At 55.8% G+C, this 22,557-nt stretch carries 22 protein-coding genes and 1 tRNA gene; 15 read left to right on the top strand and 8 right to left on the bottom strand.

Annotated features, from left to right (window positions below; translation table 11 throughout):
* The 3 genes from clpP to C2U68_RS14300 all read right to left on the bottom strand — a co-directional run bounded on the left by clpP (position 1) and on the right by C2U68_RS14300 (position 2,139).
* Positions 1 to 606: an ATP-dependent Clp endopeptidase proteolytic subunit ClpP gene (gene clpP, locus C2U68_RS14310; RefSeq protein ID WP_140913164.1), complete on the bottom strand. Its 606-nt coding sequence runs from the start codon at positions 604 to 606 to the stop codon at positions 1 to 3.
* 48 nt (positions 607 to 654) lie between these two features.
* Positions 655 to 1,947, bottom strand: a complete 1,293-nt coding sequence (gene tig, locus C2U68_RS14305; protein WP_140913141.1) for a trigger factor — start codon at positions 1,945 to 1,947, stop codon at positions 655 to 657.
* Between the two features lie 108 nt (positions 1,948 to 2,055).
* Positions 2,056 to 2,139: transfer RNA gene (locus C2U68_RS14300), tRNA-Leu, on the bottom strand.
* A 90-nt stretch (positions 2,140 to 2,229) separates the two neighbouring features.
* Between C2U68_RS14300 and C2U68_RS14295 the strand changes: the two genes are divergently transcribed.
* Positions 2,230 to 2,715, top strand: coding sequence for a DUF192 domain-containing protein (locus tag C2U68_RS14295; protein WP_186289618.1), 486 nt, complete (start codon positions 2,230 to 2,232; stop codon positions 2,713 to 2,715).
* Here C2U68_RS14295 and topA read toward each other — a convergent pair.
* From topA to C2U68_RS14275, 4 genes are all read right to left on the bottom strand, one after another.
* Positions 2,712 to 5,027: a type I DNA topoisomerase gene (topA, locus tag C2U68_RS14290; protein ID WP_140913139.1), complete on the bottom strand. Its 2,316-nt coding sequence runs from the start codon at positions 5,025 to 5,027 to the stop codon at positions 2,712 to 2,714. The two genes, C2U68_RS14295 and topA, sit on opposite strands and share 4 nt — an antisense overlap.
* 15 nt (positions 5,028 to 5,042) lie before the next feature.
* The gene (locus tag C2U68_RS14285) at positions 5,043 to 5,510 is read right to left on the bottom strand and encodes a DUF494 family protein (RefSeq protein WP_140913138.1); all 468 of its coding nucleotides are present in this window, start codon (positions 5,508 to 5,510) and stop codon (positions 5,043 to 5,045) included.
* An 8-nt stretch (positions 5,511 to 5,518) separates the two neighbouring features.
* The gene (dprA, locus tag C2U68_RS14280; protein ID WP_140913163.1) at positions 5,519 to 6,565 is read right to left on the bottom strand and encodes a DNA-processing protein DprA; all 1,047 of its coding nucleotides are present in this window, start codon (positions 6,563 to 6,565) and stop codon (positions 5,519 to 5,521) included.
* A gap of 117 nt (positions 6,566 to 6,682) precedes the next feature.
* Positions 6,683 to 7,717 carry a LysM peptidoglycan-binding domain-containing protein gene (locus tag C2U68_RS14275; RefSeq protein ID WP_140913137.1) on the bottom strand — a complete coding sequence of 345 codons (1,035 nt, stop codon included), beginning with the start codon at positions 7,715 to 7,717 and terminating at the stop codon, positions 6,683 to 6,685.
* 241 nt (positions 7,718 to 7,958) lie between these two features.
* Here C2U68_RS14275 and def point away from each other — a divergent pair, with 241 nt between their 5' ends.
* The 8 genes from def (at position 7,959) to rpsI (ending at position 15,639) form a co-directional block, all read left to right on the top strand.
* Positions 7,959 to 8,465: a peptide deformylase gene (gene def / locus C2U68_RS14270; RefSeq protein ID WP_140913136.1), complete on the top strand. Its 507-nt coding sequence runs from the start codon at positions 7,959 to 7,961 to the stop codon at positions 8,463 to 8,465.
* Positions 8,466 to 8,473: 8 nt separating this feature from the next.
* Complete coding sequence (gene fmt / locus C2U68_RS14265) at positions 8,474 to 9,400, top strand: methionyl-tRNA formyltransferase (RefSeq protein WP_140913135.1); 927 nt, start codon at positions 8,474 to 8,476, stop codon at positions 9,398 to 9,400.
* Positions 9,397 to 10,692 carry a 16S rRNA (cytosine(967)-C(5))-methyltransferase RsmB gene (gene rsmB / locus C2U68_RS14260; RefSeq protein WP_140913134.1) on the top strand — a complete coding sequence of 432 codons (1,296 nt, stop codon included), beginning with the start codon at positions 9,397 to 9,399 and terminating at the stop codon, positions 10,690 to 10,692. Before fmt ends, rsmB begins: the two co-directional genes overlap by 4 nt.
* Entirely contained in the window at positions 10,667 to 11,233 is a 567-nt protein-coding gene (locus C2U68_RS14255; protein ID WP_140913133.1) for a DUF4390 domain-containing protein, read from the top strand. The genes rsmB and C2U68_RS14255 overlap by 26 nt, the downstream gene beginning before the upstream one ends.
* Positions 11,215 to 13,374 carry a sensor histidine kinase gene (locus tag C2U68_RS14250; RefSeq protein WP_140913132.1) on the top strand — a complete coding sequence of 720 codons (2,160 nt, stop codon included), beginning with the start codon at positions 11,215 to 11,217 and terminating at the stop codon, positions 13,372 to 13,374. Before C2U68_RS14255 ends, C2U68_RS14250 begins: the two co-directional genes overlap by 19 nt.
* Positions 13,367 to 14,728 (top strand): sigma-54-dependent transcriptional regulator, encoded by a 1,362-nt coding sequence (locus C2U68_RS14245; RefSeq protein ID WP_140913131.1) that lies wholly within the window; start codon positions 13,367 to 13,369, stop codon positions 14,726 to 14,728. Before C2U68_RS14250 ends, C2U68_RS14245 begins: the two co-directional genes overlap by 8 nt.
* A gap of 77 nt (positions 14,729 to 14,805) precedes the next feature.
* A complete protein-coding gene (gene rplM / locus C2U68_RS14240; protein ID WP_054759837.1) occupies positions 14,806 to 15,234 on the top strand; it encodes a 50S ribosomal protein L13 in 429 nt (142 codons plus the stop codon).
* A gap of 15 nt (positions 15,235 to 15,249) precedes the next feature.
* Complete coding sequence (rpsI, locus tag C2U68_RS14235) at positions 15,250 to 15,639, top strand: 30S ribosomal protein S9 (RefSeq protein ID WP_140913130.1); 390 nt, start codon at positions 15,250 to 15,252, stop codon at positions 15,637 to 15,639.
* Positions 15,640 to 15,703: 64 nt separating this feature from the next.
* Here rpsI and C2U68_RS14230 read toward each other — a convergent pair whose 3' ends face one another.
* A complete protein-coding gene (locus C2U68_RS14230) occupies positions 15,704 to 16,393 on the bottom strand; it encodes a 4'-phosphopantetheinyl transferase superfamily protein (protein ID WP_260839363.1) in 690 nt (229 codons plus the stop codon).
* A 155-nt stretch (positions 16,394 to 16,548) separates the two neighbouring features.
* Here C2U68_RS14230 and C2U68_RS14225 point away from each other — a divergent pair, with 155 nt between their 5' ends.
* The 6 genes from C2U68_RS14225 to C2U68_RS14200 all read left to right on the top strand — a co-directional run bounded on the left by C2U68_RS14225 (position 16,549) and on the right by C2U68_RS14200 (position 22,472).
* Positions 16,549 to 18,285, top strand: coding sequence for an acetolactate synthase 3 large subunit (locus C2U68_RS14225; RefSeq protein WP_140913128.1), 1,737 nt, complete (start codon positions 16,549 to 16,551; stop codon positions 18,283 to 18,285).
* Positions 18,285 to 18,776, top strand: coding sequence for an acetolactate synthase small subunit (gene ilvN / locus C2U68_RS14220; RefSeq protein WP_140913127.1), 492 nt, complete (start codon positions 18,285 to 18,287; stop codon positions 18,774 to 18,776). Before C2U68_RS14225 ends, ilvN begins: the two co-directional genes overlap by 1 nt.
* Before the next feature lie 87 nt (positions 18,777 to 18,863).
* Positions 18,864 to 19,880, top strand: coding sequence for a ketol-acid reductoisomerase (gene ilvC / locus C2U68_RS14215; protein WP_140913126.1), 1,017 nt, complete (start codon positions 18,864 to 18,866; stop codon positions 19,878 to 19,880).
* A gap of 66 nt (positions 19,881 to 19,946) precedes the next feature.
* Positions 19,947 to 20,735, top strand: coding sequence for an outer membrane protein OmpK (locus C2U68_RS14210; RefSeq protein ID WP_260839362.1), 789 nt, complete (start codon positions 19,947 to 19,949; stop codon positions 20,733 to 20,735).
* A 148-nt stretch (positions 20,736 to 20,883) separates the two neighbouring features.
* A complete protein-coding gene (gene pssA, locus C2U68_RS14205) occupies positions 20,884 to 21,624 on the top strand; it encodes a CDP-diacylglycerol--serine O-phosphatidyltransferase (protein WP_140913124.1) in 741 nt (246 codons plus the stop codon).
* Positions 21,625 to 21,626: 2 nt separating this feature from the next.
* Positions 21,627 to 22,472 (top strand): CHAD domain-containing protein, encoded by an 846-nt coding sequence (locus C2U68_RS14200; protein ID WP_186289617.1) that lies wholly within the window; start codon positions 21,627 to 21,629, stop codon positions 22,470 to 22,472.
* Positions 22,473 to 22,557 lie beyond the last annotated feature (85 nt).

Genomic DNA, 22,557 nt, shown 5'->3' with positions numbered 1-22,557 from the left:
TTAACCGCTACGACTGGTCAACACCTTATCGATCAAACCGTAATCCACGGCCTGTTCCGCACTCAGAAAATTATCCCTATCGGTATCCTGTTCGATCTTCTGCAAGGACTGGCCGGTGTGGTGCGCCAACACCTTGTTCAACCGATCCCGAATCTGCAGGATTTCTCTTGCATGGATGTCGATATCCGAGGCCTGTCCCTGGAAACCACCCAAAGGCTGATGAATCATGACCCGGGAATGCGGCAAGCAATAACGCTTACCGGCCGCACCGCCCGCCAACAACAACGCTCCCATACTGGCCGCCTGGCCGATGCACATGGTGCTGACGTCCGGCTTGATAAACTGCATCGTGTCGTAGATCGCCATACCCGCAGTTACCGAACCGCCCGGCGAATTGATGTACAGGTGAATATCCTTATCCGGGTTTTCCGATTCCAGGAACAGTAGCTGGGCCACAACCAGATTGGCCATGTAATCCTCAACCTTGCCCACCAGAAAAATGACCCGCTCCTTCAGTAAGCGGGAGTATATATCAAACGATCTTTCCCCACGGGCTGTTTGTTCAACCACTATCGGCACTAGACCGCCCGCCGCTTGCGGCGCCATCATTTCGCTAATCACATTTTGGTTAAACACGTTAAGCCCTCATTGTCACTATCGTTCCATTACCTGATCAAAACCGACGGTCACGTCGGCGACTTTAGCCTGACTTACGATCCATGCCACAGCCTGATCCTCGAGAACCATTTGTTGCACGTCGTTCAGCCGAGACTTGTCTGCATAATACCAGTTCACGACGTCTTCAGGGCGCTCATAACTCTTCGCCATGTCTTCGATAACCGAACGAACTTTGTCGGCATCAACCTTCAATTCGTTTTTATGAATCACTTCGCCCAAAATCAAGCCCAAGGCCACGCGGCGCTTGGCTTGCTCTTCGAACATATCCCGCGGCAGATTCAGGTCTTCCAATTTCAAACGCATGTTCTTGGCCCGTTCCGCGTAAGGCTTCATCAGGGCTTGAATTTCCTGGTCGATCAATGCATTGGGGATCGACACCGAAATGTGCTCGAACAACGCATCCATCACGGCGGTTTTCAATTTGTTTTTCAAGCCTTGCGCCAACTCCCGCTCCATGTTGGCGCGCACATCGGCGCGGAAGGTTACCGCATCGCCGTCTTCGACGCCGTAGGCTTTGATGAAGTCGGCATCGACTTCGGGCAACACAGGCTCCTCGACTTTAACCAATTCGACTTCGAACTCAGCCGGTTTGCCGGCCAGCTTTTCACTGTTGTATTTTTCCGGAAAAGTCACAGCAAATGTTTTGCTTTCGCCGACGTTCAGGCCTTTCAGCTCGTCTTCGAAACCGGGGATCATCTGCTTGCCGCCGATCTCGACCTGATAGTTTTCGACCTTGCCGTCGGTGAAGTTTTCGCCTTCGCAAACACCGGAAAAATGGATCGAAACTCTGTCGCCTTCTTGCGATGCGCGTTCGACGCCGTTCCAGGTTTTCTTCTGTTGCCGCAACTTTTCGACCATGTTATCGACATCGCTTTCTTCGACGCTCGCATTAGGCCGTTCGATTTGCAAGTTGTCGATGCCGTCCAACGCGATTTCCGGATACACTTCAAACTCGGCGACGTATTCGAATCCCTCGGTTTTCTCGCTGGGATGGATATGAGGATGACCAGCCGGATTCAAATCCTGCTGTTGCAAAGCTTCAAAGTAAGTCGACTGAATCAAGTCGCCGGTGACTTCGTTTCTGACCCGATCGCCATAAAGTTTTTTCACCATACTCGCAGGCACTTTACCCGGGCGGAATCCATCGACTTTGACGGTGCGCGCCAGTGTTTTGAAGCGAGTTTCCATTTTTTCCTGAACTACGGCGTCTGGAATGCTGACAGTCATTTTCCGGCTTAATTCTGATGTCTTCTCGACAGAAACTTGCATTGCTTTACCTCGATAACTAAAAAATAGGAATTTATGATTCGGGAGAATCGTCGACGATGTTCAAATCCGGGGAGCTTTACGGTCGTAAAGTGACGCATTAAGCGGGTATGGTGCGAGCGGAGAGACTCGAACTCTCACGGGGTTACCACTGGAACCTAAATCCAGCGCGTCTACCAATTTCGCCACGCTCGCAAAACAAAAGAACGCGGCATTATAATCAGCCGACCCGGCAAAAACAACTTCGGTTACCTTTTTTCTATGAGGCAATACGCCACTTCCAGCATGAATATTCGACTGCGCGGCGCAATCGCCGCTTTGGCATTAGCCCTTACGGCGGGCGCAAAGCCGGCACTGGCGGACGGACAAACCCCATTCGCCCACAAACTGGTTTTTGAGAATCAACAACATCCGGTCTACGTGGCTATCGCCAATAGCGCCGAGCAACGGGAATTGGGTTTGATGTTCCGCCGCGAGCTCGGCCCGGACCAAGGCATGCTATTCGTTTATGCGGACCAACGCCCGCGCAGCATGTGGATGAAAAATACGATGATCGCGCTCGACGTGCTATTCGTCTCCGCAGACGCCAGGATCGCCGCCGTCCTGAAAAACCTGCCTCCCTGCAGAATCGACCCTTGCCGGATCTACGACTCGCAGATTCCGGCGCAGTACATGCTGGAATTGCCGGCCGGCTTTATCGACCGGCACGCAATCGGCATCGGCCAGAAATTGATCTTGCCCGACGGCCTAGCCACTGCCGACAGGGATTAAGGCCCATTGACATCCTCGGCATCGCCTTCATACGGCGTTGCGTATTTGCATTCCTTCTGCGGGCAGACTTTTTCGGTGCCCCGGCGCTTCGTGGTTTTCAAGGTCAGAATCGGCCAATGACAATCCGGACATTCTTCCTTGATCGGCGCATCCCATAACGCATAATCGCATTTTGGATATTCCGAACAGGAGTAGAAAATCTTACCGCTGCGTGCCTTGCGCTTCAAAATCGCGCCTTTTTTGCACTGCGGGCATTCGACCCCGGTATCCTGAGGCTTTTCCAGCGGTTCGATGTGCTTGCATTTCGGATAAGCGCTGCAACCGACAAACTTGCCGTAACGCCCGGTCTTGATCACCAACGCCGACTCGCACTTCGGGCAGACGCGACCTTCGACCACTTCCGGCTCGTTAGCCGCCACCGCATTGTCTTCGCCGAGATTGCGGGTGTAAGAACAAGTCGGATAATTGGTACAACCGATGAAACGGCCGTTCCGGCCCAACCGGATCGACAAGGCGCTGCCGCATTCCGGGCATTTTTCGTCGATACTTTCTTGCGTGACATCCTTGCGCTGCACGCTTTCTTCTTTCTCGTTGATCAACTGGGTAAACGGCCGCCAGAAATCGTTCATCAACGGAATCCAATCCTTTTCGCCGCGGGATACCGCGTCCAGTTCGTCCTCCAGATTAGCGGTAAAACCGTAGTCAACGTACTTGGTGAAATGCTCCGTCAGGAATTTGTTGACGATGCGACCGACATCGGTCGGATAGAAACGCTTGTTTTCTATCGTCACATATTCGCGATTTTGCAGTGTCGAAATGATGGTCGCATAGGTCGAAGGCCGGCCGATGCCGTGTTCTTCCAAAGCCTTGACCAAACTGGCCTCGCTATAACGCGGCGGCGGCTCGGTAAAATGCTGGGTGGCGACGATCTCCTGCAGCTTGACCGGCCGCCCTTCCTCCATCGGCGGCAGAATACTTTCCTGGTCGTCCGCCGCTTCTTTGCTGTCGTCGACGCCTTCCAGATAAACCATCATGAAGCCGGGATTGGTCACGGTGGAACCGGTGGCGCGAAACACATTTTTTTCGCTACCGCAGTTCAAATCCACGGCCACAAGATTCAGAGTGGCATGGATCATCTGACAAGCTACGGTACGCTTCCAGATTAAATCGTAAAGTTTGTACTGCTCAGCCGTCAGCCGGCCTTTGACCTGCTCCGGCAAACGTCGCACCGAGGTCGGCCGAATAGCCTCGTGAGCTTCTTGTGCGTTTTTTGACTTGGTTTTAAATTCGCGCGGCTGTTTCGGCACGTTCTCGGCACCGTATTTCTCGGCAATCAGAGCGCGAATATCGGCAACAGCTTCTTCTGCCAGATTCACCGAGTCGGTACGCATATAAGAGATTAAACCGACGGTTTCGCCACCGAGATCAATGCCCTCGTACAACTGCTGGGCAACCATCATCGTGCGCTTGGTGGTAAACCCCAGTTTCCGCGCCGCTTCCTGTTGCAAGGTCGACGTGATAAACGGCGGTGCCGGATTCCTGTTGCGCTGTTTCTTCTCCAGCTTGGCAACGATCAGCTGGCCGTCGGCTTCGGCCAACAAAGCCTGTTTGACCTGATGGGCCTGCGCTTCTTCAGTAAAGCTGAATTGGTTGAGCTTTTCGCCGTTGAAATGCGTCAGTTTGGCTTTGAAAGGCTGACCCTGGGCATTGGCTTCGGCAGTATGCGACCAGTATTCGCGGGTCTTAAACGCTTCGATCTCCATCTCGCGCTCGACGATCATCCGCAACGCCGGACTTTGCACTCGGCCGGCGGACAAACCGCGGCGGATTTTTTTCCACAACAACGGCGACAAATTGAAGCCCACTAGATAATCCAAGGCCCGCCGCGCCTGTTGGGCATTGACCAGACTGTTGGATAACTCGGTCGGATGGGCAATGGCTTCGGTGACAGCCTTCTTGGTGATTTCGTGAAACACCACCCGCCGCACCTCTTTGTCCTTCAGGAGCTTTTTCTCCTTCAAATGCTCGAACACGTGCCAGGAAATCGCCTCGCCTTCCCGATCCGGGTCGGTCGCCAAATAAAGCGTATCCACATCTTTAATGGCCTTACCGATTTCCTGCAGATGGCGCTGGTTGCGGTCGATAACCTGATACTTCATCGCAAAGCCGTTCTCCGGATCGACTGCGCCTTCTTTGGGTATCAAATCGCGAACATGGCCGTAGGAGGCGAGAACCTGAAAATCTTTACCCAGGTATTTTTCGATGGTTTTGCATTTCGCAGGCGACTCTACAATGACTAAACTTTTGCTCATACAGTCGTAAAAGCCTCAGTGTAAAGAACTAGGTATCAAATCGTAGACGATGTCTTCCATTCTGGAAAAAGCGGCACTGTCACCGGGTTGGCTCAATAGCACCATCAACACGATCCACTTCAATTTGTCTAGGGTGATATTTTCGTCTTTCAAGGCCATCGCCCGGTCGATGGCAATCTCGCGGTTGCCCGGAGTCAGAATGCCGGCGTGTTCCAAGTACATCAGAAAGTCACGGCATTCCAAATCGAAAACAGCGTTTTCCTGCTGGCTAAAAATCCGGAAAGACGACGAAATCGCCGGCGATATGCTGTCCATTTCCGCGAGCGACTCCAGCCAATCGAAGGCTTTATTGACGTCCGGCTGCTGAAAACCGGCATCCAACAATTCGCTGGCAATGATTGAAGTATCGGGGTAGTTATCGCTGTCGCCATCCAGATAGTTTTCAAACAGATATATCAGCACATCAAAAATATCTTCTTTCATTAGAACCTTTATTTGATTCGAAGGTAGCTACCGCCGGCGATACCGGCCACGTAGCCCTGCAGCTCCAACACCAGCAACATCGAGGAGACCTCTTCGACCGTCCAAGTACCTGCGTGCACCAAAGCATCTACCGTTGTGGGGCTATACGGAATCAAATTCAATAGATTTTGTTGTTCCAGGTCAAGCACAGTCTGCGCCGATTCCGGCTCGGTTCGCATACTTTGTTGATTATATTGGCCTAATTCTTCAAAAATATCCTCGACGGTCTCCACCAGTTTCGCACCTTGCCGAATCAGGGCATTGCAGCCGCGTGCCAGCGGGTTATGGATCGAACCCGGAATCGCAAACACCTCCCGATTCTGCTCCAGCGCCAGCCGCGCCGTGATCAGCGACCCGCTCTGCTGCGCCGCCTCCACCACCAGCAAGCCCAGGCATAGGCCGCTGATGATGCGATTCCTGAGCGGGAAATGACTGGCCTTGGCGCCGGTGCCGGGCGGAAATTCGGACACCAAAGCGCCGTGCTCGACGATTTGCGTGGCCAAGTCCTTGTGCCGGGCCGGATATACCCGATCCAGCCCGGTGCCGGCCACGGCAACGGTACGGCCGTTGGCGTTCAAAGCCCCTTGGTGGCTGGCGGCATCGATGCCCAACGCCAAACCGCTGGTGATGACCAATCCGGCGGCCGCCAGCGTTTCGGCAAATTGCAGAGCGGTACTGACTCCGACCGGAGACGGATTGCGACTGCCGACGATCGCCAATTGCGGCTCGGCCAATACGGCCGGATCGCCTTTGACGAACAGCACCGGCGGCGGCCGGTCGATTTCTTTCAATTGGGGAGGATAGTCCGGATCCCGCAGCGTAAACGCATGGTTACCGGTTTGTGCCAGCCAAGCCAGATCCGTTTCGACGGCCTGCCAGTCGGGCGCTTGCAACACGGAGATTAACTTGTCGCTGATTCCGAGAGCGCCAAGGCTGGCGCGGGAGGCAGTAAAAATAGCTTCAGGTTGAAAATGCTCCAGCAAGCGCTGAATCGTTCCGCCGCCGACGCCCGGCATGCGCAACAAGGCCAACCAGTATTTCAGCTCGGAATCGCGCGCGAGGTCCAATTCAGTCAACCGATCGAGCCGCTCGCCCCGGAGCACTTAAGATCAGGTCGCGCCATACCGTAAAGGTCAAGGCGTCTGCACCCGGTCCAAGGTGTGCATCGCGGCCGACGCTTTCATCACCAAGGCATAGCTGACCCGCTCGAAGGTCCGGAACACCATCAGTTCGCCGGCCAGCTCGTCCGGCATTTTCACAGCAACCCCTTCCGGAGACTGGTAGCGGTCCAACAAGAAGTTACCGCGCCGGTAAACGTCGAACACATGGCCGACTTCGATACCGTCGGCCGTTCCTTTATCGATCACCACCACGTCGTGCTGGCCGATCTGGGATACGCCGCCCATCACCCGGATAATACTGCCGACGATTTGTTTTTCCGGCGGCCGCGGGAAGTAGTTCAACGCCAATTCGCCTTCGGACGTCAGCATCAAGCGGTCGCCGCGCTGAACCTCCATATCCGATTTATTGATGAGCAGCGTCGCCGGATCGCCGGGCTGTTGCAACGTGGTATCGGCAATGAACTGCGCCTCGTAACCCAAAATCTCTTTGGTAACCGGGCTGATGTAAGGTTTGCCCTGCCGGTAGATCGTATAACCCAAGCCCTGTGGCTCCTCGATCGCCCGCACGTAAACCCCGTCGCCAGCACCGGCGATCAGATGCTCGCCAACAAAACCGATCACGTAGGGCGCACGATGCAATTCATCGGCCGTCACCACTTTCGGCGAATTCAGAAACTGGATAATCGCATCACTCGGCACCATCCGTATGGCTTGTTCGACCGAAGATTCGCGAACCCGTGGCAACAGTTTTTCTTCAGTTGCATCGCCCGGAGCGAAACTTAACCTGGGTTTGCCGTCAACATAAGAAAAGTACAAAGTATCACCCGGATAAATCCAGTGCGGGTCTTTAACTTGCGGATTGTTATGCCAGAGTTCGGGCCATTGCCAAGGATGTTGCAAAAACTTGCCGGAGATATCCCACAGCGTGTCGCCTTTTACCACCGTGTATTGGTCGGGATGATTGGGGTTGATCTGCAATTCGTCGGCGCGTGCAGTTGCCGCGGCCAACAACGAAAATGCAATACCCAGAGCGGTGCGAAGCAACATATATCTATCCTGCCGAAGCCAGTAACGTGTTCGATCCGATCTCTAACAGCCGAAACCGGGCGTAGTATGAGCCGGCCGGCGCTATCGCCGCCGGCCGCCAATAGAATTTGCCGCACAGTTTAGATGAATTGACGCAGATTGCCAGCAGTACGCCGCGGCTCGCCAGCCTGCCGCAGCATGCAAACCCAGGCTGATTTCGGATAGAATCGCCGACATTGATTTCAGCAATACGGAGTAAGGCGTGAGTATTCTTACGATTTTGGAGTTCCCCGACAAACGCTTGCGCACGGTCGCCAGCGAGGTGGAGCGAGTCGACGACGGCATCAGAAAACTGGTCGACGACATGATCGAAACCATGTATTCGGCCAAGGGCGTCGGCTTGGCCGCAACCCAGGTCAACGTCCATAAACGCGTGATCGTGATGGATGTCTCCGAAAACAAAGACAATCCAATCTGCCTGATCAACCCGCAAATCGTCGAACGCGACGGCGTTGAAGAATCCGAAGAAGGCTGCTTGTCCGTGCCCGGCTTCTTCGAAAAAGTCAGCCGCGCCGAACAGATCAAAGTCAAAGCGCTCGATCGTAACGGCGACAGTTTCGAACTCGACGCCCGCGACTTGTTGGCGGTTTGCATCCAACACGAAATGGACCATCTGGAAGGTAAGCTGTTCGTCGATTATCTGTCGGCATTCAAGCGTAACCGAATAAAATCCAAACTGGATAAGATCCACCGCTCACAGGGCGTATAAGGACAACCATGAAAATCGTTTTTGCCGGCACCCCGGAATTCGCGGTGCCAACGTTGCAAACCCTGATAGATTCGCCGCACGAAGTTATCGCCGCCTATACCCAACCGGACCGGCCGGCCGGCCGCGGCCGTAAATTGACGGCCAGTCCGATCAAACATTTGGCGTTGACGGCCGGCATCCCGGTGGCCCAGCCGGAAAACTTCAAAACCGCCGACGCTATCCACGCCTTGGCCGATTTGCAACCGGACCTGATGGTCGTCGTCGCCTACGGCCTGATCCTGCCACAAGCCGTGCTGGACATTCCCAAATTCGGCTGCATCAACGTCCACGGCTCGTTATTGCCGCGCTGGCGCGGTGCAGCCCCGATCCATCGTGCGGTCATGGCCGGCGACAGTAAGACCGGGGTTACGATCATGAAAGTCGTAAAAAAACTCGATGCCGGCGACATGCTTTATAAAATCGAGTGCCCGATCGGCGCCGATGCCACGTCCAGCCAACTGCACGACCACCTGGCCGAACTCGGTGCCGACGCTTTGCTGAAAGTCGTGGATATGATCGAAAACGGCACGGTACAAGCCGAAGCGCAGGACGAGAGCCTGGTCACTTACGCGCACAAGTTGGAAAAACAGGAAGCGATAATTGATTGGCGGCAATCGGCGACCGAACTGGACCGGAAAATCCGCGGCCTGAACGCCTGGCCGGTGGCGCAAACCGCCTTCAACGGCCAGCCCTTGCGGGTCTGGCGCAGCGAAGTATTGGACAAGGCGGCGACCGCAGCGCCCGGCACGATAGATAGTTCGACGCAGGCCCTGGATGTCGCCACCGGCGAGGGCATGCTTCGACTGCTGGAAGTGCAACTACCGGGCGGCAAGCGCATCAACGGCAAGGATTTCCTGAACGCGCATCCGACCGCCGGCGTCGTACTCGGCTCATGAACCTTCGCGGCTGCGCAGCGCAAATTCTGGCCAAGGTCATTGGCGACGGCCAATCGCTGACCGCTGCTTTGGAGCACGGCCTGCCCAAGCTGAAGGACGCGAAAGACCGAGCCTTCGTTCAAGCCTTGTGTTACGGCGTAGTCCGTCACTTTTACGCGCTGGACTTCGCGTTAGGCAAACTGCTGAGCAAGCCGCTAAAAGCTAAAGATGCCGACATCAAGACCCTGTTGCTGGTCGGCCTTTACCAACTGCAACACATGCGCGTCAAACCGCACGCCGCCGTTTCGGAAACCGTCGCCGCCACCAGCCACAAACCTTGGGCCAGAGGCCTGGTTAACGGTGTGCTGCGCCAGTATTTGCGCGACGCGGACAGCTTGTTGCAAGCCGCAGACCGTGATCAACAGGCCCGACTCAACCATCCGCAATGGATTATCGAAGCGCTGTGCCGCGACTGGCCGGACCGCCACGAAAAAATTCTGCACGCCAACGACCAGGCCGCACCGATGTTTTTGCGAGTCAACCAACGCCAAACCGGCCGCGATGCCTACCTGGACCAATTGGCCGCGCAGGGCATTGCCGGCCAGCCGGTCGATTGCAGTGGCACGGCAATCCGATTGGATCAGGCAGTGGCAGTCGAGCAATTGCCCGGCTTCAGCGATGGCCAGGTCTCTGTACAGGACGGTGCCGCGCAACTGGCGGCCGAACTCCTCGACGCCCAAACCGGCGACTGGGTATTGGACATGTGCGCGGCACCAGGCGGCAAGACCGCAGCGATTCTGGAACGGCAGCCGGCATTGGCCGGACTGGTGGCGATCGACGTCGACGCCCAGCGCCTGCAAAGGGTCGAGGAAAATCTGGCCCGCCTGCATTTGCAGGCCGAAACATTGGTCGCCGACGCCGGCCAAGCCGCCGATTGGGCCGGACCACGCCGCTTTCAGCGAATTCTACTGGACGCCCCCTGCTCAGGTTTCGGCGTGATCCGCCGCCATCCGGACATCAAATTGCTGCGCAGGCCGGAAGACATTACCGCGCTTCTGGCCACGCAAGCCAGAATCCTGCAGGCTGCATGGCACCTGCTCACTCCCGGCGGCATCCTGCTTTACGCCACCTGTTCGGTACTGAAAGCGGAAAACGAACAGCAAATCGCCGCGTTTCTGGCTACCCATGCCGACGCCGAAGAATTGGCGATAGACGCGCATTGGGGCCTACCCCGCCCGCACGGCCGGCAAATATTGACCGGGGAAAGGCAAATGGACGGCTTTTATTATGCCAAGCTGCGCAAATCGGTTTAGCCCCGGCCTGTTTGCGTTATGTCTGGCGCTGGGTTCAGCACCGGCCTGGGCAGGTGACTACGCCGCCCGGATCGAATATGCCGAACTACAAACCGAAGGCGATACCGCAACCATCTCCAGCCAGATCGAGTACAGGCTGAGTCCGGTCGCCAAAGAAGCGCTGGCCAAAGGCGTGCCGTTGACCTGGGACGTGGTAATGGAATTGCGCGAACCCGGCTGGCTATGGGACAGCGTGGCCTACCGCAGCAAGCAGCGCTACCGGCTGCAATTTCATGCGCTATTGAACCAATATGCGGTGCAAACCCCTCAAAACCACAGCGAGATGTTTTTGACCCTGAGCGCCGCGCTGCATTTCATGGCCAGCGTGCGCGACCAACAACCAATCCCGGCCGCCGCGCTGCAAACCGGCCGCTACTACCAACTGGCGGTGCGCAGCGAGTTTAACCGCGAGGCGTTGCCGATCCCGTTGCGCCCGGTAGCGTATCTGGATCACCGCTGGTTTCTTTCCAGCCATTGGAGCCTATGGCCTATTCAAAAATGAAGCTGCCGGCCAGCGCGTCCATCGTCATTCTGTTCGGTTTCGTACTGCTATCGCTGCAATTGATGAGCAGCGCCACCCAGGAGTCGTCGGAACTCGGCGAGCTTTATTCCTGGCTGTTGGTCATCAATACTTTGGGCTCGATCATTCTGCTAGGCCTCGTCGTCGTCAACGCCTACTCGCTGGTCCGCGAGCTGAAGAAAAAGGAAGCCGGCTCCAAACTGACCACGCGCATGGTCTCGCTATTCGTGTTGCTGGCACTGGCGCCGGCTGCAATCGTGTTCTACTTTTCGGTGCAATTCTTGCACCAAGGTATCGACAGTTGGTTTAACGTCGAAATCGACCGCGCCATGGACGACGCGCTGGAGTTGAGCCAATCGGCGATGAATCAACGCATGAATTGGCACATCAAGCAAACCAAGCAAATGGCCGAGCAATTGCAGCACAAATCGGAAACGCTGATTGCATTGGAAGTCGGTTCGTTGTGGCGGGAATCGGGCGCGCTGGAACTTGCGGTATTTACCAACCAGGGCCGGATTCTGGCCTCGAGCAGCATCAATCCCAGCGACATTCTGCCGCATCTGCCCGACGAGCAAATCTGGCTGCAATTGAAGCAGAACAAAGAATATTTCGCCTTCGACCCTGGCGACAACGACGAAATGCTGGTGCGCATCATCGTCGCGATCGAAGCCGACCAAAGCCGATTTTTACAAGTACTGTACCCGATCCCGGTTCGGGTCACCGATTTGGCTGATTCGATCGAATTCGCCTTCATTCGTTACCAGGAAATGAACTTCCTGCGCGACTCACTAAAAACCAGCTTCTCGTTGATCCTGCTGCTGGTGCTGCTGCTAAGCATGTTGGCAGCGATCTGGGTTGCCTTTATCAGCATCCGCAACATCGTCGCTCCGGTCAAGGAATTGGTGAAAGGCACCCAGGCCGTCGCCGACGGCGACTACCAGCAGCAATTACCGGTCATGAGCCAGGATGACCTGGGCTTTCTGGTCGAGTCGTTCAACCAGATGACCCGGCGCATCGCCCGTTCCCGCGACGAAACCCGCGCCGCCGGCCTGGAGGTGGAAAATCAGCGCGCCTACCTGGAAACCATCCTCGCCAACCTGACCGCCGGCGTAATCAGTTTCGACGCGGCATACTTCATCCGCACTGCGAATCAGGCCGCCTACCGGATTTTGCACATCCCGGTCAGCCATTTCGTCGGCCAGAATCTACCCGCCTTGGCCGAGCTGCATCCCGAACTGGCCGACGTGTTGACAGCAATCCAAAGCCTGCTGGAAAAAGCCGATGACATCTGGGAGCAGCGCATCGTCTTTCTCGGCCCCAACGGCCGCCAAGAGCTACTGTGCCGCGGTACGCCGCTGTTTTCGCAACACGGCGCCCACACCGGCGCCGTGGTGGTGTTCGACGACGTCACCGATTTGATTCAAGCCCAGAAAAACGCGGCCTGGGGCGAAGTCGCCCGGCGTCTGGCCCACGAAATCAAGAACCCATTGACGCCGATCCAACTGTCCGCAGAGCGTTTGCAGCACAAGTTGTCCAAAGAACTGCAGGATGGCTCAGCCGAGTTTCTGCAACGCGGCACCCGCACCATCGTCCAGCAAGTGGAAGCGATGAAACGCATGGTCGACGACTTCTCCGAGTACGCCCGCCCGTCGAAAAAGCAGGTCGAAAAAATCAACCTGGTGGATTTGATCCAGCAGATCACTACGCTGTACCTGCCGTCCGGAATTAGCTTCGCGATGGCCGCCGCCAGCCAGCACGTCATTGTCGAAGTCGATCCGGTCAGCATTCGCCAGGTGCTGCATAACCTGATCAAGAACGCGCAAGAAGCCACTGGGGAAAAATGCCATATCGCCATTAAAATCGGCAAAGTCACGCGCAATAACACCGATTATGTCGAAGTCGGTTTGTACGACAACGGCAGCGGCCTGAATGCGGATCAGATCGAAACCATTTTCGAACCCTACGTCACCAGCAAATCCAAGGGTACTGGTTTGGGCCTGGCCATCGTCAAAAAAATCGTGGAAGAACACGGCGGCGTGATTTGGGTGGATACGGCATATAATGGCGGCGCTGGCTTTCTGCTCCAGCTACCGGTTTTTGAATTTGGAACGATGCATGAATAAACAAGCGCCCTACATATTGGTGGTCGACGACGAACAGGATATTCGCGAACTGGTGTCGGAGATTTTGGAAGACGAGGGCTATCAAGTCGCGATGGCCGAAAATGCCACGGAAGCGAAGAAACTGAAAAACCAGCGCCAGCCGAATCTGATTCTACTCGACATCTGGATGCCCGATAGCGACGGCATCACGCTGTTGCGGGAATGGGTCGGCGAAGACAGCTCACTCTGTCCGGTAATCATGATGTCCGGCCACGGCTCGGTCGAGTCGGCAGTCGAAGCCACCCGCCTCGGCGCTTACGATTTTCTGGAAAAACCGCTGTCGATGGCAAAATTGCTGTTGATCGTCGAGCGCGCCCTGGAGACCAGTTCCTTGCAGCGGGAAAACGCCGGCCTGAAGCAGCAATTGATGATAGGCGTGGAGCCGGTCGGCAAAAGCGCCGTGGTCGAGCGCACCAAAGACAAACTGAAACGTCTGGCGCAACACGACGCCCGCGTGCTGCTGGTCGGCGAAGCCGGCGTCGGCAAGGAGATGTACGCCCGCTACCTGCACAACAACAGCTCCCGCCGCGACGGCGCCTTTGTCGACGTCTCGGTCGGCAGTATCTCCCCGGAAAACGCGGCGGTCGAATTTTTCGGCCGCGAAGACAACGGCCGGATTTACCGCGGCCTGCTGGAGCAGGCCGACCGCGGCACGCTGTTCCTGGGCGAAATCGGCGGCATGGACCCGGAGACCCAGACCCGATTGCTCAGCGCCTTGGAATCCAGTTCATTCCTGCGGGTCGGCGGCAGCCAGGCCGTGCGGGTCGACGTGCGCGTGGTCGCCTCGACCCGAATGGCACTGGAGGAAGAAGTCAACAACGGCCGCTTCCGTCAGGATTTGTACTATCTGTTGAATGTGGTGACCTTGGAGATTCCGCCGCTGCGCGAGCACAGCGAGGACGTACCGAGTCTGCTGAATTTTTACGTCGACCATTTCGTCGTGCACGAAAAACTGCCATTCCGCCGTTTTTCGATGGCGGCGCAGAATTATCTGCGCAACTACAGTTGGCCCGGCAATGTCCGCGAGTTGCGCAATCTGGTGCAGCGGTTGATGATTCTGGGCGCCGGCGACGACATCGAGTTGGACGAAGTCAAAGCAGCCTTAGGCTCGATTGCCGAGCAACCCAAACTGGGCTTGAACGTGCCGGAGTTTTTCAACCTGCCGCTGAAAGAGGCCCGCGACCATTTCGAAAAATCCTATTTGGAATACCATTTCGAAAAAAACGGCGGCAGCGTCGCCAAGTTAGCTGCCGCTATCGGCATGGAACGCACCCATTTGTACCGGAAACTGCATTCGCTGAAAATCAAGCTGTAATTGCAACTTGAAGTTAGCGGGCGGTTTAAGTAGAATGCCATGCTTTTACAGCTTCAACCGATTTTAAGAAAGCAACGATGAAAACATTTAGTGCAAAGCCCGCAGAAGTTAAGCGCGATTGGTACGTGATTGATGCAGAAGGAAAGACATTGGGTCGCCTTGCTACTGAAATTGCACGACGTCTTCGCGGCAAACATAAACCCGAATACACCCCGCACGTTGATACCGGCGATTACATCATCGTCGTCAATGCCGAAAAAATCGGCGTTACCGGCAACAAAGAAAAAGACAAAATGTATTACCGCCACACCGGTTATGTCGGCAACATGAAATCTGCTTCTTTGGGCAAACTGAGACAAACCTTCCCCGACCGCATCATCACCACCGCAGTGCAGGGCATGCTGCCTAAAAATCCACTCGGCCGGGCGATGTTTAAAAAATTGAAAGTGTATGCCGGTCCGGAGCACAATCACCAGTCTCAACAACCTAAAGTTTTAGAATTCTAAGCAGGTAGATAGTTTATGGCAGCTCAATACTACGGAACAGGTCGCCGCAAAAGCTCGGTGGCTCGTGTCTACGCAACGGTCGGCACAGGCAAGTTCATCATCAACAACCGCCCTGTAGACCAATACTTCGGCCGCAAAACCGATGAAATGATCGCCAGACAACCTCTGGAACTGCTGGCGAAATCCGGCGATTTCGATATCAACATCATCGTTTCCGGCGGCGGCCCGTCCGGCCAGGCCGGCGCGATTCGCCACGGCCTGACCCGCGCGCTGATGGCCTACGATGAGTCTCTGCGTTCTCCACTGAGAAAAGCCGGTTATGTAACTCGCGATGCCCGCGAAGTCGAGCGTAAAAAAATCGGTTTGCACGGCGCCAGAAAGCGTCCGCAATACTCGAAACGTTAAGAAACGATCGATCACAAAAAGCCGCACATCAGCGGCTTTTTTTTCGACTGCCGCATAGGCCTCGTCAAACCCCCAGCCCCAACTCGCGAAAGCGGAACATACTGGACTTGTTCGGCGCCACCAACGCCGCAGCAGCATTGGCAACCGGTAACTCGACCACCGACCAAGCGTCGACAACCCCGAATTCGCCAGGAATCGCAACAAGCTGTCCGCCCGCTTCCAGCGCAAACTCGCACAAGTCCAAACCTGCCGCAATCCCACGCCCGACCGCCTTAACAAACGCCTCCTTCTTGACCCAGAGACGGTAAAAAGTCGGCAATTGCTGCTCGGTCGGCAACGCCGCCCACTCCCGATATTCCCGCACCGAGAAACAACGCCCGGCGAGCGCATGCAGATTTCGCCCGACTCGCAGACTCTCAACATCAACCCCCAACTCGCCGAGATCGGACACCGCAATCAGCAAATGATCTCCGGAATGAGAAATATTAAAATGCAGCCTTGCCCCCACTAACGCCGGCTTGCCGTACTCGCCCGACTCGAACACCAATTCCCGCGGCTCAACATCCAAATACCCGGCCAATGTGCAACGCAACAAGCCCCGCACCGCAACAAAGCCCTGGCGCCGCTCCGGGCGTTTATACTCTTGGCTCCGCTGTCGCTCCTGATCCGACAATAAGGCATCCCAAAAGGTTAAGGCCTTAGAATCCAGCCCCCTCAACTCGGCATGCCAAACATCAACAAATTGCGCCCGCAAAACATCCCTCCTCTTCAAAACCTGTCGCTGCTTACCGCGAAACCAAGCAAAACCCTTGGTTTTCCTTGACGAAACCGGCCAAAGACAGTAGCTTATCCAACCTTTTTTGTAAAATCCGCATTTCACGCTTTGGTTAGCTTTTCGAGGGCATAAAATTGGAACTCAGTGGCGGACAAATTCTTGTCCAATGTCTTAAAGATGAAGGTGTCGAATTTGTATTTGGCTATCCGGGTGGCTCTGTCTTGCACATCTACGATGCCATTTTCCATCAAGACGACGTTAAACATATTCTGGTGCGGCATGAGCAAGGCGCCACCCATTCGGCCGATGCCTATGCGCGCGCGACCGGCAAACCAGGCGTGGTGCTGGTCACCTCGGGCCCGGGTGCGACCAACGCCGTAACCGGGATCGCGACAGCCTATATGGATTCGATCCCGATGGTGATCATTTCCGGCCAGGTGACGTCGCCGGTAATCGGCAGCGACGCGTTTCAGGAAGTCGATACGGTCGGTATCACCCGCCCCTGCGTCAAACACAACTTCCTGGTCAAGGACGTCAACGATCTGGCCGAAACGATCAAGAAAGCGTTTTACGTGGCAACCACCGGCCGTCCCGGACCGGTTCTGGTCGACGTACCCAAGGACATCACTGATCCCAATATTAAGATACCTTACAAATATCCGAAAAAAGTCAGTATGCGCTCTTACAACCCGGTGGTAACTGGCCACAAGGGTCAGATCAAACGCGCCGTGGAAATGCTGTTGGGTGCGCAACGGCCGATGATTTATTCCGGCGGCGGCGTCATCTTGGGCGAAGCCCATGATGAACTGACCGAATTGACCCGGATGCTGGGTTATCCGATCACCAACACGCTGATGGGCTTGGGCGCCTATCCGGCCACCGACAAGCAATTCGTCGGCATGCTCGGCATGCACGGTACCTATGAAGCCAATATGGGCATGCACGAAGCCGACGTGATTTTGGCGGTCGGTGCCCGCTTCGACGACCGTGTCACCGGCAAACTGGCCGAGTTCTGCCCCTATGCCAAGATCATCCACATCGACGTCGATCCAGCCTCGATCTCAAAAACCGTGAAAGTGGACGTACCGATCGTCGGCGAAGTCAAACCGGTGTTGCAGCAAATGATCGAACTGATCAAGGACAGCAAAACCAAGCCGTCAAAAGCGGCGCTGGAATCCTGGTGGCAATTAATCCAAAGCTGGCGCGACGTCAATTGTCTGGAATACGACCGCGAAAGCCGGATCATCAAGCCGCAATACGTCGTTGAACAACTGTATGAAGTCACCAACGGCGAAGCGTTCGTGACTTCGGACGTCGGCCAGCATCAAATGTACGCAGCGCAGTATTACAAGTTCGACAAACCGCGGCGCTGGATCAACTCCGGCGGCCTGGGCACAATGGGCTTCGGCTTACCAGCGGCAATCGGCGTCAAACTGGCATTTCCGGATTCCGACGTAGCCTGCATCACCGGCGAGGCCAGCATCCAGATGTGTATTCAGGAACTGTCGACCGCGTTGCAATACAAAACACCGGTCAAGATCATCAACCTGAACAACCGTTACATGGGCATGGTTCGCCAGTGGCAGGAATTTTCCTACCAAAGCCGTTACTCGCACTCGTACATGGACACGATCCCGGATTTCGTCAAGCTGTCGGAGGCCTACGGCCATGTCGGCATCCGCGTCGAAAAACCGGAAGAAGTGCGCGACGCCTTGAAACAAGCATTCGAAATGAAGGACAGAACTGTGTTCCTCGATTTCATTACCGATAGAACCGAAAACGTATACCCGATGATTGAAGCCGGCAAAGCTCACCACGACATGAAATTGCGCGTCGCGCCCGGCACCCCGGTCGAGAGGGAGTTGTCCTGATGCGCCATATCATCTCCATTTTGATTGAAAACGAATCCGGCGCCCTGTCGCGGGTGGCCGGCCTGTTCTCGGCGCGCGGCTACAACATCGAATCGCTGACCGTCGCCCCGACCGAAGATCCCAGTCTGTCGCGGATGACCCTGGTCACCAGCGGCAGCGAAGAGATCATCGAGCAGATCACCAAGCAATTGAACAAACTGATTGATGTGGTCAAATTGATCGATCTGGCCGAGTCGGCCCATATCGAGCGCGAATTGATGCTGGTCAAGATCAAAACCACGCACGACACCCGCGAGGAAGTAAAACGCATGGTCGACATTTTCCGCGGCAAGATCATCGACGTGACGCCGAACAGCTATGTGGTCGAAATGACCGGCCAATCCAACAAACTGGATGCCTTCATTCACGGCTTCGAGGAAGGCAGCATCATCGAAGTGGCGCGTTCCGGGCCGACCGGCATTTCCCGCGGCGAGAAAGGCTTACATCTTTAAATGCTAGCGGAGCGCGAACCCACTGCGCTCCGCACAGCGGCCGCCAAACACAATTTTTAATTCACACCAAGAGTAACGAGAAACACTATGCAAGTTTATTACGACAAAGACGCCGATCTCTCGATCATCCGCAGCAAAAAAGTTGCCATCATCGGCTACGGCTCGCAAGGCCACGCCCATGCCAACAACCTGAAAGACTCCGGCGTTGACGTCGTGGTCGGCTTGCGCTCCAACTCCGCGTCCGTCGCCAAAGCCACCAACAGCGGCCTGATCGTGAAAGATGTACCGGAAGCCATCGCCGGCGCCGACGTGGTCATGATCCTGACCCCTGACGAATTCCAATCCAAACTGTACAAAGAAGAAATCGAGCCGAACATCAAACAAGGCGCCGCCCTGGCTTTCGCCCACGGTTTCTCCATCCTGTACAACCAAGTCGTACCGCGCGCCGACCTGGACGTGATCATGATCGCGCCGAAAGCGCCGGGCCACACCGTGCGTTCCGAATTCGTCAAAGGCGGCGGCATCCCTGACTTGATCGCCGTGCATCAAAACGCTTCCGGCCAAGCCAAAGAATTGTGCTTGTCTTACGCTTCCGCGATCGGCGGCGGCCGTTCCGGCATCATCGAAACCACCTTCCGCGACGAATGCGAAACCGACCTGTTCGGCGAACAAGCAGTACTGTGCGGCGGCGCGGTGGAACTGGTCAAAGCCGGTTTCGAAACCCTGACCGAAGCGGGCTACCCACCCGAAATGGCCTACTTCGAGTGCTTGCACGAACTGAAATTGATCGTGGATTTGATGTACGAAGGCGGCATCGCCAACATGAACTACTCGATCTCCAACAACGCCGAGTACGGCGAATACGTCACTGGTCCGCGTGTGATCAACGACGAAAGCCGCAAAGCGATGAAGGAAGCCCTGAAAAACATCCAGGAAGGCCGCTATGCCAAGCAATTCATCCAGGAAGGTGCCACCGGCTACCCGGAAATGACCGCACGCCGCCGCCTGAACGCCGAACACCCGATCGAAACCGTCGGCGCCAAACTGCGGGCGATGATGCCTTGGATCAAAGCCAACCAAATCGTCGATAAAAGCAAGAACTAAGCTTATCGGCTAGGATTAAAGCCCATCTACACGATGGGCTTTTTTTTGCCTGCAGGATTCTGCCGAATGTCCGATAGCGCTCACTGGAAGCGGCCTAATGCCGCCCTAATCGCTTTGCTGTCCTTACAAATCCCGGCGCCCTGCTCCGCCGACTTCATGCAATGGAGCAACAGCGAAATCCAATATCTGCACGGCAGCAACTACCACGAGCCTTTCAATCCTAACAACGTCAGCCAAGCCATCGTCACGATCACTCATGCCCACGGCTGGGCGTACGGCCGCAACTTTTTCTTCATGGACACACTGTTCAGCGAATCCGGCCAGCAGGCGCAAACCCATTTATACGGCGAAGCCTACAGTACCTTCAGCTTGAGTAAAATCGGCGGCCTGGATTTATCTTACGGGATTTTCAAAGACTTTGGCCTGACCGCCGGCATCAACCTCGGCGAGAACATGAACAGCCGACAAAGCGGTTTTCGGGCCTGGCTGTACGGCATCAGCGTCGATTTCGACTTACCCGGCTTCAATTACTTCAACATCGATTTTCTGCGCCAACGCGTCACCGAAACCGCCGACATTGGTACCTCCTGGCAAATCACCCCATTCTGGCAATTACCGTTTCAAATCGCCGGCACAAAATGGAGTTTCGAAGGCTTCGCCGATTTCATCGGTCGCAACCAGACCGCCGCTCGCCAGGCGCTGGCCCAACCGCAATTGAGATTGGACCTGGGCGATTTCTGGGGTGACTCAGGCCATCTGTTTATAGGCCTGGAGTACCAATATTGGCATAACAAGTACGGCATCAAAGGCTTGCACGACAATGTGCCGCAGGCTTTGCTGGTCTGGAAATTCTGAACGGTTCGAGGGCGACCAAACTATCTGGAGACAGATTGCCGCACTGTCCGCTTTACAGCGCGCAATCCCGCCCTGTCACGCAATCGCAATAGCACGCCCCGGACCGAGCATGTAAAATGCCGCCAACTTGTTACCGCTTGCAACCGCCATGCTGAAAAATCCTCAACCGAAACGCCACCGCGGCATTTATCTGCTGCCCAACCTATTTACCACAGGCGCCATGTTTGCCGGTTTTTACGCGATTACGTCGGCGATTAACGGCCGCTTCGAAACGGCGGCGATTTCGTTGTTCATCGCCATGGTACTGGACGGCCTGGACGGCCGGGTCGCCCGCTTGACCAACACCCAGAGCGAGTTCGGGGTGCAATACGACAGTTTGTCGGACATGGTTTCCTTCGGCGCCGCACCGGCCATCGTCATGTATTTGTGGACTTTATCCAGTATGGGCCAGGCCGGTTTGTTCGCGGCTTTTGTGCACATGGCCGGAGGCGCATTGCGGCTGGCGCGCTTCAACACGCAAGTCGAAGTCGCCGACAAGCGCTACTTCCAGGGCCTACCCAGCCCGGCAGCGGCAGCGATTCTGGCCGGCGGCCTGTGGTTTTGCGTCGAGAACGGCTACGACGTAGAAAACTTCAAATATCTAGTGTTGCTGGCCACCATCACCACCGGCCTGCTGATGGTCAGCAATTTCCGCTATTCCAGCTTCAAAGAAATCGATCTGAAAAACAAAGTGCCGTTCATCGTCGCCATTATCGCGATGCTGGTCATCAGCTTTGTCATGGCTCAGCCGCAACGCATGCTGTTCCTGCTGTCGGTCGGTTACGCCGCATCCGGCCCTATCATCACGCTGGTAATGCGCAAACGCCGGCTACAAAGCCGCAAGGGCTAGACGTGGCCGACGCCGACGGTAATTTGCTGAGTACAGCGCTTTACCGTCAGTGGCGCCAATATCGCAAACGCCTGAAAGCCTGCTGCCAAACGTGCAGCGAAGACCACGTCCACGCTTTGCGCACCGGCATCCGCCGTTTGTTGAGCATTCTCGGGCTATTACAGCAAATCGGCCCTTGCCGGCCGCTGACGCCGTTACGCAAGACGCTCAAACACCAACTGGACAGCTTCGACGATCTGCGCGACGTGCAGGTCATGCTCTACGAAGTGGCCGGCAAGCTGCCGCAATTGCCGGAATTAAGCGACTTCCTCGACCACCTGCACCGACGCGAGCAACAACAACTGACACGTTTACCTGCGCTCGTTGCCGAGCTGCGCCAAGCCAAACTGCGCCGAAAAATCGATAAGGCGGCGCGCCAATTTCGGCATCCCAAAGCCCACCGAAACCAAATCTCTGCCGACGTACTCAACGCATTGGACCGAATTTATGCGGAAGCGATGGCGCGCTACGCTGCGGTTTCTGTCGAAGACCTGCACAGCATCCACCGCCTGCGTATCTCCGTTAAAAAACTACGCTATGCCATCGCCGCGATGGCGGCAACCGTCCCGCGATTGCCGGCCGACCACGACCAATGCTTGCAACGCTATTTGACCGCCATGGGCGAGATCCAGAATACCGTCGTCATGCTCGCGGCGCTGCAGAACTTCTACGGCGGAAATGCACCGGAATCGGCGTTGGCACACTATCGGCAGCGCCAAAACCAGTTGATCGGCGAATTTGTCGCTCACCACGAAGAGTTATTCGGTTTCTGGCGCCCCGCCCCCGATCAAGCCTTCCCCTGGCAGTAAACGCCGCCGGTATTGCCGGCCGCGGCTTTATAGTACAATTTCGGGCAGTTTTCGGCCGCGACGGCGGCGCACGATTTTTTCACAA

It is taken from the genome of Methylomonas koyamae (assembly GCF_006483455.1).
Taxonomy (GTDB): Bacteria; Pseudomonadota; Gammaproteobacteria; order Methylococcales; family Methylomonadaceae; genus Methylomonas; species Methylomonas koyamae_B.
The sequence above is the reverse complement of the archived record's forward strand: the minus strand, read 5'-3'. Positions and strand labels throughout refer to the sequence as shown.

Bases quoted from the DNA above. Each gene is read 5' to 3' on its own strand.
- clpP (WP_140913164.1), bottom strand. From the start codon at position 606: ATGGCGCCGCAAGCGGCGGGCGGTCTAGTGCCGATAGTGGTTGAACAA.
- C2U68_RS14250 (WP_140913132.1), top strand. From the start codon at position 11,215: ATGGCCTATTCAAAAATGAAGCTGCCGGCCAGCGCGTCCATCGTCATT.
- dprA (WP_140913163.1), bottom strand. From the start codon at position 6,565: ATGCCGGGCGTCGGCGGCGGAACGATTCAGCGCTTGCTGGAGCATTTT.
- C2U68_RS14245 (WP_140913131.1), top strand. From the start codon at position 13,367: ATGAATAAACAAGCGCCCTACATATTGGTGGTCGACGACGAACAGGAT.
- fmt (WP_140913135.1), top strand. From the start codon at position 8,474: ATGAAAATCGTTTTTGCCGGCACCCCGGAATTCGCGGTGCCAACGTTG.
- ilvC (WP_140913126.1), top strand. From the start codon at position 18,864: ATGCAAGTTTATTACGACAAAGACGCCGATCTCTCGATCATCCGCAGC.
- pssA (WP_140913124.1), top strand. From the start codon at position 20,884: ATGCTGAAAAATCCTCAACCGAAACGCCACCGCGGCATTTATCTGCTG.
- C2U68_RS14285 (WP_140913138.1), bottom strand. From the start codon at position 5,510: ATGAAAGAAGATATTTTTGATGTGCTGATATATCTGTTTGAAAACTAT.
- C2U68_RS14295 (WP_186289618.1), top strand. From the start codon at position 2,230: ATGAATATTCGACTGCGCGGCGCAATCGCCGCTTTGGCATTAGCCCTT.
- C2U68_RS14275 (WP_140913137.1), bottom strand. From the start codon at position 7,717: ATGTTGCTTCGCACCGCTCTGGGTATTGCATTTTCGTTGTTGGCCGCG.
- topA (WP_140913139.1), bottom strand. From the start codon at position 5,027: ATGAGCAAAAGTTTAGTCATTGTAGAGTCGCCTGCGAAATGCAAAACC.
- rsmB (WP_140913134.1), top strand. From the start codon at position 9,397: ATGAACCTTCGCGGCTGCGCAGCGCAAATTCTGGCCAAGGTCATTGGC.
- ilvN (WP_140913127.1), top strand. From the start codon at position 18,285: ATGCGCCATATCATCTCCATTTTGATTGAAAACGAATCCGGCGCCCTG.
- rpsI (WP_140913130.1), top strand. From the start codon at position 15,250: ATGGCAGCTCAATACTACGGAACAGGTCGCCGCAAAAGCTCGGTGGCT.
- rplM (WP_054759837.1), top strand. From the start codon at position 14,806: ATGAAAACATTTAGTGCAAAGCCCGCAGAAGTTAAGCGCGATTGGTAC.
- C2U68_RS14210 (WP_260839362.1), top strand. From the start codon at position 19,947: ATGTCCGATAGCGCTCACTGGAAGCGGCCTAATGCCGCCCTAATCGCT.
- C2U68_RS14255 (WP_140913133.1), top strand. From the start codon at position 10,667: ATGCCAAGCTGCGCAAATCGGTTTAGCCCCGGCCTGTTTGCGTTATGT.
- tig (WP_140913141.1), bottom strand. From the start codon at position 1,947: ATGCAAGTTTCTGTCGAGAAGACATCAGAATTAAGCCGGAAAATGACT.